At 69.0% G+C, this 17,665-nt stretch carries 18 protein-coding genes; 9 read left to right on the top strand and 9 right to left on the bottom strand.

All coding sequences use genetic code 11. The features are described 5' to 3' along the window. Window positions 1-8 precede the first annotated feature (8 nt). A complete protein-coding gene (locus E4K62_RS09325) occupies window positions 9-956 on the bottom strand; it encodes a ribokinase (protein ID WP_135066612.1) in 948 nt (315 codons plus the stop codon). Between the two features lie 104 nt (window positions 957-1,060). Between E4K62_RS09325 and E4K62_RS09320 the strand changes: the two genes are divergently transcribed. Next, entirely contained in the window at window positions 1,061-1,729 is a 669-nt protein-coding gene (locus E4K62_RS09320; RefSeq protein WP_135066609.1) for a transaldolase family protein, read from the top strand. Window positions 1,730-1,735: 6 nt separating this feature from the next. Here E4K62_RS09320 and E4K62_RS09315 read toward each other — a convergent pair whose 3' ends face one another. Beyond that, the gene (locus tag E4K62_RS09315; RefSeq protein ID WP_135066606.1) at window positions 1,736-2,413 is read right to left on the bottom strand and encodes a FadR/GntR family transcriptional regulator; all 678 of its coding nucleotides are present in this window, start codon (window positions 2,411-2,413) and stop codon (window positions 1,736-1,738) included. A 47-nt stretch (window positions 2,414-2,460) separates the two neighbouring features. On the opposite strand from E4K62_RS09315, the gene E4K62_RS09310 reads away from it, so the two are divergent. Continuing rightward, window positions 2,461-3,348 carry an amidohydrolase family protein gene (locus E4K62_RS09310; protein WP_135066603.1) on the top strand — a complete coding sequence of 296 codons (888 nt, stop codon included), beginning with the start codon at window positions 2,461-2,463 and terminating at the stop codon, window positions 3,346-3,348. A 21-nt stretch (window positions 3,349-3,369) separates the two neighbouring features. Here E4K62_RS09310 and E4K62_RS09305 read toward each other — a convergent pair whose 3' ends face one another. Together E4K62_RS09305 and E4K62_RS09300 are read right to left on the bottom strand one after the other, a co-directional pair. Further along, window positions 3,370-4,149: an SDR family NAD(P)-dependent oxidoreductase gene (locus E4K62_RS09305; protein WP_135066600.1), complete on the bottom strand. Its 780-nt coding sequence runs from the start codon at window positions 4,147-4,149 to the stop codon at window positions 3,370-3,372. Continuing rightward, a complete protein-coding gene (locus E4K62_RS09300; protein WP_135066597.1) occupies window positions 4,146-5,006 on the bottom strand; it encodes a fumarylacetoacetate hydrolase family protein in 861 nt (286 codons plus the stop codon). The genes E4K62_RS09305 and E4K62_RS09300 overlap by 4 nt, the downstream gene beginning before the upstream one ends. Before the next feature lie 125 nt (window positions 5,007-5,131). Between E4K62_RS09300 and E4K62_RS09295 the strand changes: the two genes are divergently transcribed. Genes E4K62_RS09295 through E4K62_RS09285 form a run of 3 tightly spaced genes read left to right on the top strand, consistent with a single transcriptional unit; the run spans window position 5,132 to window position 7,824 of the window. After that, window positions 5,132-6,427 carry an L-fuconate dehydratase gene (locus tag E4K62_RS09295; RefSeq protein WP_135066594.1) on the top strand — a complete coding sequence of 432 codons (1,296 nt, stop codon included), beginning with the start codon at window positions 5,132-5,134 and terminating at the stop codon, window positions 6,425-6,427. Next, window positions 6,414-7,376, top strand: a complete 963-nt coding sequence (locus E4K62_RS09290) for an aldo/keto reductase (protein WP_135066591.1) — start codon at window positions 6,414-6,416, stop codon at window positions 7,374-7,376. Before E4K62_RS09295 ends, E4K62_RS09290 begins: the two co-directional genes overlap by 14 nt. 28 nt (window positions 7,377-7,404) lie before the next feature. Continuing rightward, window positions 7,405-7,824, top strand: a complete 420-nt coding sequence (locus E4K62_RS09285) for an RbsD/FucU family protein (RefSeq protein ID WP_135066588.1) — start codon at window positions 7,405-7,407, stop codon at window positions 7,822-7,824. A gap of 56 nt (window positions 7,825-7,880) precedes the next feature. On the opposite strand, the gene E4K62_RS09280 is transcribed toward E4K62_RS09285, so the two are convergent. Continuing rightward, complete coding sequence (locus tag E4K62_RS09280; protein ID WP_135066585.1) at window positions 7,881-8,753, bottom strand: sugar phosphate isomerase/epimerase family protein; 873 nt, start codon at window positions 8,751-8,753, stop codon at window positions 7,881-7,883. Window positions 8,754-8,949: 196 nt separating this feature from the next. Between E4K62_RS09280 and E4K62_RS09275 the strand changes: the two genes are divergently transcribed. The 3 genes from E4K62_RS09275 to E4K62_RS09265 all read left to right on the top strand — a co-directional run bounded on the left by E4K62_RS09275 (window position 8,950) and on the right by E4K62_RS09265 (window position 12,546). Further along, entirely contained in the window at window positions 8,950-10,452 is a 1,503-nt protein-coding gene (locus E4K62_RS09275; protein ID WP_135066582.1) for a sugar ABC transporter ATP-binding protein, read from the top strand. Further along, complete coding sequence (locus E4K62_RS09270) at window positions 10,452-11,483, top strand: ABC transporter permease (protein ID WP_187270373.1); 1,032 nt, start codon at window positions 10,452-10,454, stop codon at window positions 11,481-11,483. The genes E4K62_RS09275 and E4K62_RS09270 overlap by 1 nt, the downstream gene beginning before the upstream one ends. A gap of 61 nt (window positions 11,484-11,544) precedes the next feature. Beyond that, window positions 11,545-12,546 carry an ABC transporter substrate-binding protein gene (locus tag E4K62_RS09265; protein ID WP_135066579.1) on the top strand — a complete coding sequence of 334 codons (1,002 nt, stop codon included), beginning with the start codon at window positions 11,545-11,547 and terminating at the stop codon, window positions 12,544-12,546. 77 nt (window positions 12,547-12,623) lie between these two features. Here the strand turns inward: E4K62_RS09265 and E4K62_RS09260 are convergent, their stop codons facing one another. From E4K62_RS09260 to xylB, 4 genes are read right to left on the bottom strand one after another with little or no spacing between them, the layout of a single operon-like run. Next, window positions 12,624-13,583, bottom strand: coding sequence for a phosphotriesterase family protein (locus E4K62_RS09260; RefSeq protein WP_205805739.1), 960 nt, complete (start codon window positions 13,581-13,583; stop codon window positions 12,624-12,626). After that, on the bottom strand, window positions 13,583-14,512 hold the full coding sequence (locus E4K62_RS09255) for a shikimate dehydrogenase family protein (protein WP_135066577.1): 930 nt from the start codon (window positions 14,510-14,512) through the stop codon (window positions 13,583-13,585). Before E4K62_RS09255 ends, E4K62_RS09260 begins: the two co-directional genes overlap by 1 nt. Window positions 14,513-14,522: 10 nt before the next feature. Further along, complete coding sequence (locus E4K62_RS09250; protein ID WP_135066575.1) at window positions 14,523-15,473, bottom strand: NAD(P)-dependent oxidoreductase; 951 nt, start codon at window positions 15,471-15,473, stop codon at window positions 14,523-14,525. Continuing rightward, on the bottom strand, window positions 15,473-16,963 hold the full coding sequence (xylB, locus tag E4K62_RS09245; protein ID WP_135066573.1) for a xylulokinase: 1,491 nt from the start codon (window positions 16,961-16,963) through the stop codon (window positions 15,473-15,475). The genes E4K62_RS09250 and xylB overlap by 1 nt, the downstream gene beginning before the upstream one ends. A 99-nt stretch (window positions 16,964-17,062) precedes the next feature. Here xylB and E4K62_RS09240 point away from each other — a divergent pair, with 99 nt between their 5' ends. Further along, complete coding sequence (locus tag E4K62_RS09240) at window positions 17,063-17,665, top strand: glucose-6-phosphate isomerase family protein (RefSeq protein WP_135066571.1); 603 nt, start codon at window positions 17,063-17,065, stop codon at window positions 17,663-17,665.

Genomic DNA, 17,665 nt, shown 5'->3' with positions numbered 1-17,665 from the left:
GCTCCTGCTCAGGATGCGCGCGAGGCCAGGAAGGCGTCGACGTCGCGGCGGACGGGGAGGCTCGGGGACGCGCCGTGCTTGGTGACCGTGAGTGCTCCGGCCGCGGTGGCCAGACGCACGGCATCGGTGAGGGGCGCACCGTTCGCGAGCGCTGCGCCGAGGTAACCGGCATAGGCGTCGCCGGCGGCGGTGGTGTCGACCGCGTCGACCGGGTACGCGGGGACGATCGTCGCGCCGTCGGAGGTCACGACGCACGAGCCCTGCCCGGCGAGGGTGATGACCGCAGCCCCTGCGCCCTGATCGAGGAACCAGCGTCCGGCCTGCTCGGCGCTCGGGGGATCGGTCACCTCGATGCCGCTGAGTACGGATGCCTCGGTCTCATTCGGTGTGACGATGTCGATGCTGCGCCATACCTCGGCCGGAAGCGGTGCGGCGGGCGCCGGATCGAGGATGACCGTGAAGCCGAGCTCCTGTCCGCGTGCAGTGATGTGGGCGGTGAGTGCGGACGGCGTCTCCAGCTGGGTGAGCAGAACCGAGCTGGTAACCGCCAAGGCGTCCAGAGCCGTGTCGATCTGTTCCTTGCTCAGCTCCGCGTTGGCGAGCGGCACCATGACGATGTCGTTCTGCGCGGAAGCATCCACGCGGATGTGCGCGATGCCGGTCGGACCGGGCACCGTGCGCAGGTGGGCGAGATCGACGCCGGCCTCGGTGAGTCCGTCGACGATGAGGTCGTGGAACAGATCGTCGCCGACGCAGCCGACGAAGGAGGTCTGCGCCCCTGCGCGGCCCGCGGCGACCGCCTGGTTGGCGCCCTTGCCGCCGAGGAAGAGCGTGAACTGATCCCCGAGGATCGTCTCGCCCCGGGCGGGCAGGCGCTGCGAGAAGGTCGTCACGTCTGCCGTGACGCTGCCGACGATGACGACGCCGGTGCGTCCTGCAGGGGGGGAGGTGGGCATCGCGCTCTGATCTCTTTTGACTTCGCCGACAGCTGTCATTACATTAGCCGAATCCAGACCTGTAACGACAGGTTGCGACCCCTCCACGCCTGAAGAGTCCTCCCATGTCTGCTCCCGCCCTCGCCCCACGTCTGTACGTCGACAGCGCCGACCTCGAGCGCGTGTCCCGGCTGCTGGCCGCCGGCGTCGTGCACGGGGTGACCACGAACCCGACGATCCTCGAGCGCGGCGGACGAACGACGGCTGAGATCCCCGAGCTCTACGCCCGATGGGTGAGCGAGGGCGCACGCGAGATCTTCTTCCAGACCTGGGGCCAGGGCCGCGATGAGCTGCTGCGCAACGCCGACACGATCCGGGCGCTCGGCGATCGGGTCGCCGTGAAGGTGCCGGCGACCGCCGCGGGATTCGCCGCGGCATCCGCTCTGGTCGATGACGGGGTGAGCGTGCTGGTGACCGCGGTCTACTCCGCGGGGCAGGCGCTCGCTGCGGCGAACATCGGCGCCCGTTACATCGCCCCCTACCTCGGGCGTCTGCGCGACGCCGGGGTCGACGGTGGCGCGCTGATCGCCAGGATGCAGGCCGTGTGCGCGGGCAGCGAGACCAACGTGCTCGCGGCGAGCCTGCGCTCGGCGGAGGACATCGTCTCACTGCGCCTGGCCGGCGTGCCGTACTTCACGGCTGCACCGGACGTGCTCGACGAGCTGCTCTTCCACGAGGTCAGCGACAGCTCGGCGGCGGAGTTCGACGCCGCGATGGGGCGCATCCGCGCGTAGCGCGCGTCAGGCGGTCGCCGCCTGGCGCAGCCAGCGCTCCACACCGGCGATGTGCGCGGTGGCGAGGGAGGTCGCCAGGTTCGGATCGCGCTGTGCGATCGCGTCCGCGATGGCACGATGCTCTGACAGCGTCCGCTCGACGGCGCCCTGCTCGGTCAGGCCACGCCACACGCGTGCCCGGACGGTCTGGCCGCTGAGACTCTCGATGAGGCTCGCGAGATAGGCATTGCCGGCCATGCGCACGATCTCGCGGTGGAAGCGGATGTCGTGCTCGACGAGGTCGTCGATGCTCACCCCGGCCTGCACGGACTCGAGTTCCTCGTACAGCGCCGCGATGGCGTCCTCGGTGCCGAGGGTCGCGGCCAGGCCGGTGGCTTGGGACTCCAGCATCCGTCGCACCGCGAAGATCTCCAGCAGCGAGTCGTCGTCATGCATGTCGGCGACGAAGGAGATCGCCTCCAGCAGCAGGTGCGGTTCGAGGCTGGTCACATACGTGCCGTCGCCGCGTCGCACGTCGAGCACCCGGATGACCTCGAGTGCCTTCACCGCCTCGCGCATCGAGTTGCGAGAGAGGCCGAGACGCTCGGCGAGCTCCTTCTCGGGGGGCAGTCGGTCGCCGGGGCGCAGCTCGCCGGACACGATCATCGCCTTGATCTTCTCGATCGCCTCGTCGGTGACAGCCATGTGCGTCATCATAACTATTCATCCGATGTCTGGGGCAGGATGGTGGCATGCGCGTTCTCGATTCGCATCTGCACCTGTGGGACCCCGGGGTTCTGGAGTATGCGTGGCTGGAGGGGGCGCTGCGTGCCCGGTTCGCCGCGGACGAGCTCGCAGCGTCGCGTCGCGCCGACCACGAGCACGGGGCGGTCTTCGTCCAGGCCGACTGCGCGCCTGAGCAGTTCATCGACGAGGTCGAGTGGGTCGGATCCCTGGCTGGGCGCACGGGGATCCGCGGCATCGTGGCCGGCGTGCGCCTCGATCGCGGCGCCGGAACCGAGGAGGATCTGGATGCTCTCGCGCATCACGGCCTGGTGGTCGGGGTGCGCCATCTGCTGCAGGGGGAGCCGGACGGGTTCGCGTCCTCCCGCGCCTTCCGCTCCGGCGTCGCGGCACTCGTGGCGCGCGACATGACCTTCGACGCGTGTGTGCGCGGGGCGGCTCAGCTGCGGGATGTCGCCGCCCTGGCCGGCGACGTGCCGGATCTGCGGACGGTGCTCGATCATCTCGGCAAGCCCGCGGTCGGCACGGCGCGGGCGCCGGCGATGCCCTCGCCGGAATGGACGGATGCCCTGCACGCCCTCGCCGCCCACGAGCAGGTGTTCTGCAAGCTGTCCGGCCTCCCGGCCGAAGCCGGCGGCGAGTGGACCCCCGCGCACGTGCAGCCGTTCCTCGATGTCGCCCTCGACGCCTTCGGGCCCGAGCGACTCATGGTGGGCAGCGACTGGCCGGTCTCGGCGGTGACGGCCTCCGGCTGGGCCGGCGGCGGCGGCGCAAAGATCGACGTCGACGCCATTGGCACCTGGGTGGATACCGTGGCGTCCTGGGCTGCGTCGCACGGCCTCGACGTCGGCGCGATCATGTGGGGCAACGCCGAGCGCTTCTACCGGCTGCCGTAGGGCGGCCGGCCCGCGGGCGTCCTACTCGGGACGCAGGCGCAGCTGCGCCATGCCTCCGTCGACCTCGATGAACGTGCCGGTGGTCGACCCGGCTGCCGGCGACACCAGGTACGCCACAGCCGCGGCGACCTCGTCCGGGCTGACCAGTCGGCCGTGCGGCTGCCTCGCTTCGAGGGCGGCCCGCTCGGCATCCGGGTCGGCGGCCTGACCGAGCAGGCGCCCGACCCACGGGGTGTCGGCGGTGCCGGGGTTGACGGCGTTGACGCGGATGCCCTCACGCAGGTGGTCGGCGGCCATCGCGCGGGTGAGCGCTGAGACGGCGCCCTTCGACGCGGTGTACAGCGCACGCTGGGGCAGACCGGTGGTGGACGCGATCGAAGCGGTGTTGCAGACCGCCGCAGCGGGCGACCGGCGCAGCCACGGCAGGGCGGCCGAGGTCACGCGTGCGATGCCCGTGACGTTCACGGAGAGGACGCGCGCCCACTCGTCGTCGTCGTTCGCGGTGATGTCGCCGACGGCGCCGATGCCGGCGTTGTTCACGACGATGTCGATGCGCCCGAACTGCTCGGCGACGGCAGCGACGGCGGCATCCACGCTCGCGCGGTCGGAGACGTCGGCGCGGAACGCCGCGAAGCGCTCGTCGGCGCCGGAGGGATCGCGGTCCAGGACGGCGATCTGCGCGCCGTCGTCGTGCAGGCGGGCCGCGATCGCCGCGCCGATTCCGGATGCGCCGCCGGTGACGATCGCGACGAGCCCGTCGAGCGCCGGTGCTGCGGTGGGGTGCGAGGTTGCCTGCGTCATCTCTGTGCCTCCCAGGCCACGAAGGTCTGGCGCTGATGGCCGAGCCCGTCGATCTCGATGTCGACGACGTCGCCGCCGACCAGGTAGGGGTACTTGCCCGACAGCGCGACGCCCTCCGGGGTGCCGGTGAGGATGAGGTCACCGGGCTCGAGCGTCATGTACTGAGAAAGGTGGTGCACGATGGTGCGCACGTCGAAGATCATGTCGGAGGTGTTCGAATCCTGGCGCGGCTCGGCGTTGACGAAGCTGCGCAGGTTGAGGTTGGACGCGTCGACCTCGTCGGCGGTGACCAGCCAGGGGCCGGTCGGGTTGAATCCGGCGGCGATCTTGCCCTTGGACCACTGTCCGCCGGAGACTTCGAGCTGGAACGATCGCTCCGACACGTCGTTCGCGACCACATAGCCGGCGATATGCGCGTCTGCCTCGGCGGGCGAGTCGAGGTAGGCGGCGCGGGCGCCGATGACGACGCCGAGCTCGACCTCCCAGTCCGTCTTCTCGCTGCCTCGGGGGATCGTCACGGGGTCGTTCGGGCCGACGACCGTGTTCGGCGTCTTCAGGAAGATGATCGGGATCTTCGGCGGCTCCGAACCCGACTCGGCGGCGTGGGCCGCGTAGTTCATCCCGATGCAGACCACGGCGCTGGGACGGGCGATCGGTGCGCCGATGCGGAGGTCGCCGGCGTTCTCCAGCTCGGGAAGCTCGCCGGCTGCCAAGGCCGCCGCCACGCGCTCGCGGAAGTCGGTGGAAAGGAACGCTCCGTTGACATCGGATGTCAGGGACCGGAGATCGAAGTAGTGGTCGCCATCCACCAGGACGGGGATCTCGGATCCGGGGGCGCCAAGCCGCGCGAACTTCATGGTTCTCCTACCTCGTTGGGGAGCCGCGATCAAGCGGCACGTCTGATTGACAGTATAGACATCGGATGTTTACACTCCAAGAGATCTGTGCAGGAAAGTCACGCTGCACGCAGGAGAGGACCGCAGTGAGCCGCATCGTCGCACTCGAGACCACCGACATCCGCTTTCCGACGTCGCTGAGCCTGGACGGCTCCGACGCGATGAATCCCGATCCGGACTACTCGGCGGCGTACGCGGTGATCCGCACGGATGCGGAGGACGGCATCGCGGGCCACTCCTTCGTCTTCACGATCGGTCGCGGCAACGACGTGCAGGTCGCGGCGATCGACGCGCTCGGCGGTCACCTCGTCGGTCGCGAGATCGAACCGCTGCTGGATGACATGGGCGGAACCTTCCGCGACATCATCGGCGACTCGCAGCTGCGGTGGCTGGGCCCGGAGAAGGGCGTGATGCACATGGCCATCGGCGCGGTGATCAACGCGCTGTGGGACATCAAGGCGAAGCGTGCAGGTCTCCCGCTGTGGCAGCTGCTCTCGCGGATGACCCCGGAGGAGCTCGTCGATCTCGTCGACTTCCGCTACCTCTCCAATGCCCTCACCCGGGCCGAGGCCCTGGAGATCCTCCGCGCCGGCGTCGAAGGGCGCGAGGAGCGCGAAGCCGAGCTGGTGGCCACCGGTTACCCGGGGTACACCACGAGCCCCGGCTGGCTCGGATACTCCGATGAGAAGCTCGAGCGACTGGCCCGCGAGGCCATCGCCGACGGCTTCACCCAGATCAAGCTCAAGGTCGGCGCCGACCTGGACGACGACATCCGTCGTTTCCGGAAGGCGCGCGAGGTCGTCGGGCCCGACTTCCCGATCGCGATCGATGCGAACCAGCGGTGGGAGGTGTCCGAGGCGATCGAATGGGTCGGCGCCCTGGCCGAGTTCAACCCGGCCTGGGTCGAGGAGCCCACCAGCCCCGACGACATCCTGGGGCACGCCGAGATCGCCCGCGGCATCGCTCCGATCCGCGTCGCGACGGGGGAGCACGCGCAGAACCGCGTGATCTTCAAGCAGCTGCTGCAGGCCGGGGCGATCGAGGTCATGCAGATCGACGCCGTCCGCGTCGCCGGCGTCAACGAGAACATCGCCAATCTGCTGCTCGCGGCGAAGTTCGGCGTTCCGGTGTGCCCGCACGCCGGCGGCGTCGGTCTGTGCGAGGCGGTGCAGCACCTCTCGATGTTCGACTTCGTCGCGGTGACCGGCACGCGTGAGGGGCGGCTGATCGAGTACGTCGACCACCTGCACGAGCACTTCGTCGTCCCGACCGACATCCAGGGCGGGTCGTACATGGCGCCCTCCGCGCCGGGAACCGGCATGGAGATGAAGGCCGACAGCGTGAAGAAGTACGCCTGGACGGGTGCGCATGTCACCGACTGAGCGCGTGGTCCCGACGCTCGGCTACGGCGCGGCGAACGTCGGCAACCTCTTCCGGCAGCTCAGCGACGATGAGGCATGGGCAGTTCTGGATGCCGCGTGGGAGAGCGGCGTCCGCTACTACGACACCGCGCCGCACTACGGTCTCGGCCTCTCCGAGCGCCGCCTCGGAGCGTTCCTGCAGACGAAGCCCCGCGAGGAGTTCTTCGTCTCGACCAAGGCCGGGCGGCTGCTGCGTCCCAACCCCGCATTCGACGGGGGGTTGGACACCGACCACGACTTCTTCGTGCCGAACGACCTGCGGCGCGAGTGGGACTTCTCGGAAGCCGGCATCCGCGCCTCGCTCGCCGAGTCCCACGAGCGGCTCGGCCTCGATCGGATCGACCTCGTGTATCTGCACGACCCGGAGCGCCATGATCTCGACCTCGCGGTCGCATCAGCGTTCCCGGCACTGGAACGACTCCGTTCCGAGGGCGCGGTGGACGCGATCGGCATCGGCTCCATGACCAGCCACGCGCTGGCCCGCGCCGTGCGGGCGGCGGACCTCGACATGATCATGGTCGCCGGTCGCTACACCCTGCTCGAGCAGCCGGCCGCCGAAGAGGTGCTCCCGGCCTGCCGCGCGCGGGGGGCCGGCGTGGTCGCGGCATCCGTGTTCAATTCCGGGCTGCTCGCGCAGGCTGAGCCGACGCGCGACGGCCGGTACGAATACGGCGGCGTCCCCGATGAGGTCTGGGATCGGCTGCAGCGCATCGTCGCGGTGTGCCGTGCGCACGACGTGCCGCTGCCGGCGGCCGCCATCCAGTTCCCGCTGCGGGACGCGGCGGTGCGGTCGGTGGTGCTCGGCAGCTCCCGACCGGCGCAGGTGCGTCAGAACGCGCAGCTGGCAGCGCTGGCCATCCCGGAGGACTTCTGGGCGGAGCTCGCCCACGAGGGACTCATCCCGGCCTGACTGCTCGCACCCGAATCGAGGAGGACACATGCTCGAAGGAATCGACCCGCTGCTGACGGGCGAGTTGCTGCTGCACCTGGATCGGATGGGTCACTCCGATGCCGTCGTGATCGCCGACGCGCATTTCCCCGCGTGGGGGCTGGGGGAGCGGGTCATCGACCTGCCCGGCACGACCACGCCCGAGGTGCTGACGGCGATCCGCACCGTCATCCCTCTCGATGATGCGCCCGGTCTGGACCTCATGCAGTCGGCAGACGGCGAGGTGCTCGATGTGCAGCACGAGCTGATGGCGGCCGCGGGGACCACGGTGGAGACGACGCGGTTCGTGGAGCGCTTCGCCTACTACGACGCCGCCCGGCCCGCGTATCTCATGGTGCGCACCGGTGAGACGCGCAAGTACGGCAACGCGCTGCTGCGCAAAGGCGTCGTCGGCCACCCGTCCGCGTAAGCGGCTTCGACGTGTTCAGCCGGCCTGACCCCGCACCCCGACGCGGGGAGCGGAGGTCAGTGCAGGTCGATCGTCTGCACCGCGTGCACGGCGTCGCGGATATAGCGGTTGGCGTGGGCGGCGAGGTCATCGGAGTCCTGCCAGAGGTTGCGCCAGATGCCCAGCGTGTTGCTGAGCTCGGCACTGACCACGGCGGACGAGAACGACTCGAACACGACGGGGCCGTCGTAGCCGACGTCCCCGAGAGCGCGGAAGAAAGTGGCGAAGTCGACGGTGCCGGTCCCGAGGTAACCGCGGTGGCTGTCGCCGATGTGCACGTAGCCGAGCCGACCGGCCGCGGCGACGTCGTGCACGGGCTGGAAGAAGTCGGACTCCTCGATGTTCATGTGGTAGGTGTCCAGGTGCACCGAGACATCACCTGTGACGCCCTCAAGGAATCGGAGCGCGCCGCGTCCGGTGTTGAAGACGTTGGATTCGTAGCGGTTGACGACCTCGAGCGAGAGGCGGATGCCGCGCTCGGCGGCTTTCGCGGCAAGCCCGCTGATCGCCTGCCGGCTGTTGTCGATGCCGCGCGAGGTCGCCGGGGCCGGATACTTGCCCATCGCGGAGTAGATCACCCCGCACAGGACGTCGCCGCCCATGGTCGCCACGTGATGGAGGCAGCGCTCCAGCATCGCGACGCCGGCGGCGACGACGGCGGGGTCTTCGCTCGTGAGGTCGGTGGCGGGGGTGAGACCCAGGGACGCCGTCACGCCGAGGTCGTTGTCGCGCAGCATCCGCCCGGCGAGAGCGGAGTCGAACCCCTCCGCATCCATCAGCGGGATCTCGATCAGGTCGAATCCCGCCTGCTTCGTGCCCTCGATCGCGCGCCGCAGGCCCGCCTCGTCGAAGGTTCCGGTGAAGACCAGCCCGTGCGCACCGATGATCATGTCGTCCTCCTGCCCTGCGCATCCGAACGCAGCCGCGACCAAGTTGTTATTACAGGCATACCATGTGGGGGGAGCCCTTAGGTACATTTAGATACAACTTGCGCCGGCCCAGACGGGGCGGCACAATTGATCCGATGTTTGAAATGGATTCCACGAAGGAATCAACCCTTAGCCCTCCAAGGAAGCAGGTGAGCACATGAGTGATCCCATCCTCAGGGTGGAAGGCGTCAGCAAGGGATTCCCCGGGGTGCAGGCACTCAAAGACGTGCATCTCGAGGTACGCGCCGGCGAGGTGCTGGTCCTCGTCGGCGAGAACGGCGCCGGCAAGTCGACGCTCATGAAGATCCTGTCCGGGATCTACACCCGCGATGAGGGCACGATCACCTTCGAGGGCACGCAGGTGGAGCTGACCAGCCCCCTGCAGGCCCAGCAGCTCGGCATCACGATCATCCACCAGGAACTCAACCTGATGCCCGATCTCACCGTCGCGCAGAACATCTTCATCGGCCGCGAGCCGAGGTCGGCCGGGATCCTGTCGGAGCGCCGCCTCAACCGCCAGGCCGCCGAACTCCTCACTCGCCTGAACATCCGGCTCGACCCTCGGCAGAAGGTCGGTGAGCTCACCGTCGCCGAGCAGCAGATGGTCGAGATCGCCAAGGCCCTCTCGTTCAACGCCAAGGTGCTGATCATGGACGAGCCCACCTCGGCGCTCACCGACAGCGAGGTCGAGACGCTGTTCACGCTGATCGAGCAGCTCAAGGCGGACGGCACGGGGATCGTCTACATCTCGCACCGGATGGACGAGTTGCGCAGGCTCGCAGATCGGGTGAGTGTGCTGCGTGACGGCCAATACATCGGATCACTCGACAAGGATGAGATCAGCATCCCGAAGATCATCGAGATGATGGTCGGTCGTGTCATCGACGAAGGCACGCGTCCTGCGGCGCGTGACCACCAGGACGCGCCCGTCGTCCTCGACGTGGCCGGACTGTCCACCAAGACCCTGCTCAAGGACGTGTCGTTCCAGTTGCACCGGGGCGAGATCCTCGGGTTCGCCGGCCTCATGGGCGCGGGCCGCACCGAGACGGCACGCGCGGTCATCGGCGCCGACCCGCGCAGCGGAGGCACCATCCGGATCAATGGCCGCGATGCCAGGATCCACCAGCCCCAGGATGCCGTCCGCCGCGGCGTCGGATACCTCTCCGAGGACCGCAAGCAGCTGGGGCTCATGCTCGAGCAGGACGTCACCTTCAACACGGTCCTCGCTTCGTTGAGCAACTACGCCGGCGCGCTGGGCTGGATGGGTGACGGCAAGGCCAAGAACCAGACCAAGCAGTACGTGCAGCAGCTGCGCGTGAAGACGCCGTCGGTGAACCAGATCGTGAAGCTGCTCTCGGGCGGGAATCAGCAGAAGGTGGTCATCGCCCGGTGGCTGATGCGCGACTGCGACATCCTCATCTTCGACGAGCCGACCCGAGGCATCGACATCGGCGCGAAGGAAGAGATCTACCGGCTCATGCAGCAGCTCGCCGACGCGGGCAAGTCCATCATCGTCATCTCGTCGGAGCTGCCGGAGATCCTCCGCGTCGCCAACCGCATCGCGGTGTTCGCGAACGGCCGGATCACCGGAACGCTCCGCAACGAGGAAGCCAGCCAGGAGAAGATCATGCAACTCGCAGCCCACGGGGAGGAAGACTGATGAGCACCCCACAGCATTCCGGAGAGACGACCACCGTCATCCAGCAGGCCGTCGCCGAGAACACCGACAAACGTGACGTCGCCGGGTTCCTCAAGCGCCAGCTGCAGCAGTCGTTGGCGTTCGGCACCCTCATCGTCCTGGTGATCTTCTTCTCCGTCGCGAGCCCGAACTTCTTCACGGCCAGCAACATCGCCACGGTGCTGCTGTCCACCGCAGTGATCGGCATCCTCGCCCTCGGCACCACCTTCGTCATCATCACCGGCGGCATCGACCTGTCGCTGGGAACCGGAATGGCGCTGTGCGCCGTCATGACGGGCGTGTTCGTCACGAACTGGGGCCTGCCGGTGTGGGTCGGCGTGCTCGGCGGCATCGCGACCGGTGTCCTGATGGGGCTCATCAACGGCCTGAACGTGACCTTCCTGCGCCTTCCCCCGTTCATCGCGACACTCGCGATGATGATGATCGCCGGCGGGCTCGCCCTGGTCATCTCCGGCGTCGCGCCGATCTACTTCTCCACCTCGGCACCGGACTTCAAGAAGATCGCGCTCGGGGTGATCATCCCCGGAATCCCGAATGCGGTCCTCATCACGGCCGTCCTCGCGATCATCGCCGCCATCGTGCTGTCGAAGACCCTGCTCGGCCGGTACACCTTCGCGATCGGCTCCAACGAGGAGGCGACGCGGCTGTCGGGTGTGGACACCCGCCGCTGGACGGTGTTCATCTACATGTTCGCCGGCGCCTTCACCGGCATCGCGGGCATCATCATCGCCTCCCGTCTCGACTCGGCGCAGCCGCAGATCGGCACCGGGTACGAGCTCCAGGCCATCGCTGCCGTGATCATCGGCGGCACGTCGCTGCTCGGCGGCCGCGGCTCGATCCTGGGCACCGTCGTCGGCGCGCTCATCATGAGCGTGCTGGTCAACGGCCTGCGCATCATGTCGATCCAGACCGAATGGCAGAACATCGTCGTCGGCGTCGTGGTGCTGCTGGCCGTGTTCTTCGACTCGCTGCGCAACCGCCAGCGCACCTGATCGTTCCCTTCCTGTCCACACCGCCGGCAGACGCCGGCACTCACACAACAATGGAGTTTCCATGAAATTCGGCAAGAAGACCGCATTCGCGGCCCTGGTGGCCGCATCCGCACTCGTCATGGCCGGCTGCGCCGGCGGCGGCGAGGTCATCGAGGAGGGCGCCGCCCCCGAGGGGGGCAGCGGCGACGGAGAGATGTACATCGCCCTCGTTTCCAAGGGCTTCCAGCACCAGTTCTGGCAGGCCGTGAAGACGGGCGCGGAGCAGAAGGCGGAAGAGCTCGGCATCCGGATCACCTTCGAAGGCCCGGCCGCGGAGACCGAGATCGCCCAGCAGCTCGAGATGCTGACGGCCTCCATCGACAAGAACCCCGACGCGATCGCGTACGCCGCGCTCGACCCCGAGGCGTGCGTCGCCCCGCTCGAGCAGGCGAAGTCGAAGGACATCCCCGTCGTCTACTTCGACGCGCCCTGCAACGGCGATGTCGGCCTGAGCCTGGCCGCCACCGACAGCAAGGTCGCCGGCGCGCTGGCAGCTGAGAACATGGCAGAGCTCATCGGCGGAGAGGGCGAGGTGGCCATCGTCGGGCACTCGCAGATCAACTCCACGGGTGTCGAGCGCCGCGACGGCTTCGTCGAGAAGATCGAATCGGACTACCCGGACATCGAGATCGTCGACATCCAGTACGGCGACGGCGACCACCTGAAGTCTGCGGACATCGCCAAGGCCATCATCGCCGCGCACCCCGACCTCAAGGGCATCTATGGCACCAACGAAGGCTCGGCCATCGGCGTCGTGAACGCGGCGAACGAGCTCGGCCTGGAGAAGGGCAAGATCACCATCATCGGTTTCGACTCCGGTGCGGCCCAGATCAACGCCATCAAGGACGGAACCATGGCGGGCGCCATCACTCAGGACCCGATCGGCATCGGCGCGCAGGTCGTCCAGGCCGCGTACGACGCCGCGATGGGCGAGTCGCTGGACGAGTTCTACGACACGGGCTCGTACTGGTACGACGCCTCCAACATGGAAGACGAGAAGATCGCCGCAGTCCTCTACGAGTGATCTGATCTGACCTGAAACGGCCCCTCACCTTCGGGTGAGGGGCCGCTTCGTGTCACGCTGGGGTGCGCGGCGGCGGGTCAGGCGAGATCGAGCAGGCGGGCGGGGTTGGCGACCAGCATCCGCTCGACGGCGCCGATGCCGACGGCGTCCCGCAGTCGAGGCAGGTAGCGGTCGCCGAGGTAGGCGAGCCCGGGCATGCCGCCGTACGAGACGTACCGGGTGCGGCGGGCGACGTCACCGCCCAGGAGGATGCGGTCGCCCGCGCCACGTCGGACGGCCTCGACCGTGAGTGCGAGCAGCTCCGCGTCGCTGCGGGTGCGCGGCCGAGCGAAACCGTCATAGCCGAGGTACGCCCCTCGTTCTGCCAGCGCGGCGTGCAGGCCGGCGTCCGGATCGCGGTCGGCGTGTGCGAGGACGACCCGATCGGATGCCACGCCCTCCGTCGCGAGCAGATCGAGCACCTCGTGCGCCGCCGTGCAGAATTCGAGGTGCACCATGACCGGTGCGTTCGTCGCGCGGTGCGCCGTGGCCACAGCCTCGAGGGTCGTGCGTTCGAACGCACTGATGCGCCAGTAGTCGATGCCGCCCTTGAGCAGGCCGGCGCGCACGGGGCTACCGTCCGGCGCATGGGCGAACGGTACGTCGGGGCGCTCGAGGACGATGGCGTCATCGACGGGCATGCCGGTGGTCACGTCGGCGATGAACAGTTCCGCGAGCTGCTCCGCGTGCCACGCCCGAATCGGATGGTCGGAGCCGTAGTGCGCCTCGCGATGCCGCCCGGTCGCTGCGACGACGTGCAGTCCGGTCGCCGCGCTGATGCGTGCCACCGCTTCCGGGTCGCGTCCGAGGCCGAAGGGGGTGGCGTCCACCATCGCGGCGAAGCCGCTCGCCTTCAGCAGCCCGGCCTCGGTGCGCGAGGCGTCCTCGTCGTCGAGTTCGTCACCGGGCAGGAGGGGGGTGACCTGGAAGAGATGCTCGTGATAGTTCGTCGGGCCCATCTCCGCCGCGTCGAGGTCGGCGAGCACCGTGCGGATCATCAGTGGGCTCCTTCGGCGGCCTCCGCGAGCTGCTCGACGACCTCGGGCGTCAGCGTCAGCTCGAACACATCGGCGACGACCTGCGACCAGCCGTGGATGAAGTACCGCCAGCCGTCGATGACGTGCAGCGCGCGGCTCTCCTGCTGCGCACGCGCCTGGTGCAGGAACTCCAGCGAGCCGCGGTAGTTGAACTCCCACACGTAGGCGCCCTCGGGGAAGGCGACGTCATCGGGAAGAGGGGAGCCGGGGCGGTCCTTGCCGAGACCGGTGGCGTTGACGATGAGCGACCCGGCGGGAGCGGCGGCGACGAGCTGGGCGGCATCGGCGATCGAGTCCGTGCGGACGTACTCGATGAGCCCGTCGCGGGTGCCGTGCTGACGGTGCACCTCGCGCAGGTGATCGAGCTTGGCGTCATCGCGGGCGGTCACGGTCACCTTCGCGGGCGCGTCCGCGCGCTCGGACAGCGCCCAGCTCAGCGCCGTGCCCGAACCTCCTGCGCCGAGGATGATGACGTGTGCGCCGGTGCGGGCGAAGTGATCGGCCGGAAGGAAGTCGTTCAGCGCCAGGTCCACGGTGATGGGGTCCTTCGCGCGTCCGGAGAGGATGTCGCCGCGCTTGGCGATGCTGGAGATCTCCGAGCACGACACCGCGAACGGGTCGAGGTCCTCGAACAGATCCGATGCCGCGGCGTACACGTTCATCTTGTGCGTGGTCACCAGGGCGCCGCGATGGTGGGGGTCATCGCGGATCTGCTCGACGATCGCGCGGTACTGCTCCGTGGTCGCATCCATCGGCAGGTCGTGCCCGATCAGCGTGCGGGTAGGCAGTCCGAGGATGTCGGCCCACAGCGGGAAGACCTTCATGATCGACGAGGATGCGGTGGTGACGCCGACGAAGCCCATGTAATCGGCGTCGGGGGTGTGTGTCATGACGGCCCTTTCAGGGGGAGACGGGGTGGGCGGGCGCGGCGTCCGCGAGCACGGCGATCACGTCGTCGAGCGAGAGGGAGCCCATGTTGTCGACGGCCTGCGTGGTCTGCGCGCCCAGATGTGGGGTGATGATCACGCGCTCGGCGAGCTCGGGTGCGAGCAGAGGGCTCGCGGATGCGGCGGTGTCGCCGTCGAGGGTGTCGGCGGCGTAGCAGGCAAGGCGGCTGTCTGCCAGCGCGCGCGCGACGGCCGCCTCGTGGACGAGGTCGGGGCGGGCGGTGTTCACGATGATCGCGCCGCGGCGGATGCCGTCGAGCCGATGCGTGTCGACCAGTCGCTGTCCGCCGGGGGCGTGCAGCGTGATGAGGTCGGCGGAGTGGAACAATTCGTCGAGCTCGACGCGATCGACGCCGAGTGCGGGGAACTGCTCGGCAGGGACGAATGGATCGGCGGCGAGGATGCGCGGGCCGAAGCCGCTCAGTCGTCGCGCCACGCCCTGGCCGATGCGGCCGAAGCCGACGATGCCGACCGTGGCGGCGCCGAGTTCGCGCCCCCGGCGGACGCTCCAGTCCCCCCGCCGCACGCGGCGATCGCCGTCGGGGATCAGGCGGAGGGCGGCGAGCATGAGGCCGACCGCGTGATCGGCGACGGCGTCTGCGTTGGCGCCGGGCGTGTTGGTGACGATGATGCCGCGTTCTGCGGCAGCGCCGAGGTCGACGGCTTCGGTGCCGACACCGTAGCGGGCGACGATCCTGAGGCGCGGCGCGGCGTCCAGATGCGCGGCGGTCACGGGGCCCGTGCCGGCGATCCACGCGTCCGCTGTCGCCAGCAGCGGGGCGAGCTCGTCGAGATCATGGTGGGCGGGTCCGCGGACGATCTGGTGACCGGCGTGCGCCGCACGTGCGAGGAGGTCCATGTCGCCGTCCGAGAACGAGCGGCTGGTGGCGAGGATGATGCCCATCAGCCCGCCCCTCCGGCGAACCACGGCGCGAGGGCGTCGTATGCGGCGGTGAAGCGGGCGTGGCGCGATGCGTACACGCGGTGGCGACCGGCATCCGGCGTGAACTCGGCGGTCACTTCGCTGAGCGCCCGCGCGGCGGAGAAGTCGGCGAGTCCGAGACCCACCGCGCCGGTGACGGCGGCACCGAGACTGTTCGCTTCCTCGACGATGGTGCGCCGGCGCACCGGCACGCCCCACACGTCGGCGAGGATCTGCAGCAGCGCGTCGCTCTGCGCCCCGCCGCCCACGGCGTCGATCCGGTCGATCGAGGCGCCGGACTCGCGGAAGGCATGGATGCTGGTGAGGAGGTTGTACCCGATGCCCTCGAGCACCGACTTGACGAGGTGCCGGCGGGTGTGGTGGCGCCCGATGCCGACGAACGCGCCGCGGGCGTTCGGGTCCCAGATGGGGGAGCGTTCGCCGAGCAGGTACGGCAGGAAGTAGAGATCCTCGGTGTCGAGGTCGCCGGCCGCTTCTGCGGTGAGCCGCGCGGTCTCGGGGTGTGCGGGGTCGGGGGAGAGCGCCTCGGAGATCCACTGAATGGAAGCGCCCCCGGCCTGCATGGTGGCTGTCGGCACGAAGCCGCCGGGGACGACGTTGTCGAACGTGAAGGTGCGCATTCCGGCATCGCGCACCGGGGCGGGGCTGGCGAACGAGATCCAGGACGAGGTGCCCAGGCACACGTAGGCGCCGTCCTCGGGAGCGACGATGCCGGAACCGACGGCGGCCATCGGGCCGTCGCCGCCGCCCATGACGACGCGGACGCCGGTGTGCAGGCCGAGTGCGGCCGCTGCGGCATCCGTCAGTGTTCCAGCGATCGCGGTCGAGTCGAGGATCTCGGGGAAGAGCGTGCGGTCCAGGCCCGCGGCCGCGAGAACCTCGTCGGACCAGTCGCCGGTGCGCTGGTCGTAGGCGTTGGTGCCCGAGGCATCGGAGCGGTCGGTGGCCAGGCGTCCGGTCAGGCCGAGCACGATGTAGTCCTTGGCGACGCAGAATCGTCGGACGCGAGCCCAGACATCGGGCTCGTTATCGCGCACCCACATGATCTTCGGGACCGAGTAGGTGGGGTTCAGCCGGTGTCCGAGCATCTCGTAGGCGTGCTCGGCGCCGAGCACTCGCTCGAGCTCGCGCTGCTGCGCGCCCGACCGGGTGTCGGCCCAGATGATCGCGGGTCGCACCGGCGTGCCCTCGCCGTCCAGGAGGACGGCGCCCATCATCTGACCGCTGACGACGAGGCCGTGTACGTCCGATGCCGCGGTAGCGGTGCGCTCGACAAGCTCGCGGGTGGCCGAGACGACGGCATCCAGCCAGTCCTGCGGATTCTGCTCGGCGATGCCGCCGGCGGCGAAGTGCGCCGGGTAGCGGACTGTCGTGGATGCCACCAGACGGCCGTCGTCGTGGTGGAGCGAGGCCTTGTTCCCGGTGGTGCCGAGGTCGTGGGCGATGATCACAGTGAGTGCCTGCTTCGGTGAGTGCGGTTCCGGATCGTGCTGTTTTGGAGTATACCTGTAATTACAAGTCCTGTAGTTACAAGTCGTAGGAGAGCCGTCGTGAGCACGCCAACCGCAGTGGACATCCCCACCCTGCTCGAGATCTCGCCGGAAGGAGGGATCGAGGGTCGTTCACGGCGCTACGAGAAGTTCCTCGGTGACATGAGCGGCGTGTACCGCGATGAGCAGGCGTGGCGGGACGCCGCCGCGGCGCGCGGAGCGGATGCGCTCGTCTACTGGGTCGACGATCAGCGCTACCAGGAGGGGCCCGGCGCACTGATCGTCGGGACGAGCACGCTTCTCCCCGGCCGGTACGGGGAGGAGTTCGCCGTCACTCGCGGTCACCTGCACGCCGTCGCCGATCGGGCGGAGCTGTACTACTGCCTGAGCGGACGGGGCGTGATGCTGCTGGAGACCGTCGACGGGCAGGAGTCGGCGATCGAGCTCACGCCGGGCAAGGCGGTGAATGTGCCGGGGCACTGGATCCATCGCAGCGTGAACGTCGGGGACGAACCGTTCGTCACCCTGTTCAGCTATGCCGCAGATGCCGGACAGGACTACGCGCTCATCGCCGACGCAGGCGGGATGAAGAACCTCGTGGTGGCCGACGGTGACGGGTGGGCGCTGAAGCCCAACCCCGATCACGCCGGGTACCGGTCGTAG

It is taken from the genome of Microbacterium wangchenii, from assembly GCF_004564355.1.
Lineage (GTDB): Bacteria > Actinomycetota > Actinomycetes > Actinomycetales > Microbacteriaceae > Microbacterium > Microbacterium wangchenii.
This window is presented reverse-complemented; position numbering and strand designations above follow the sequence as displayed.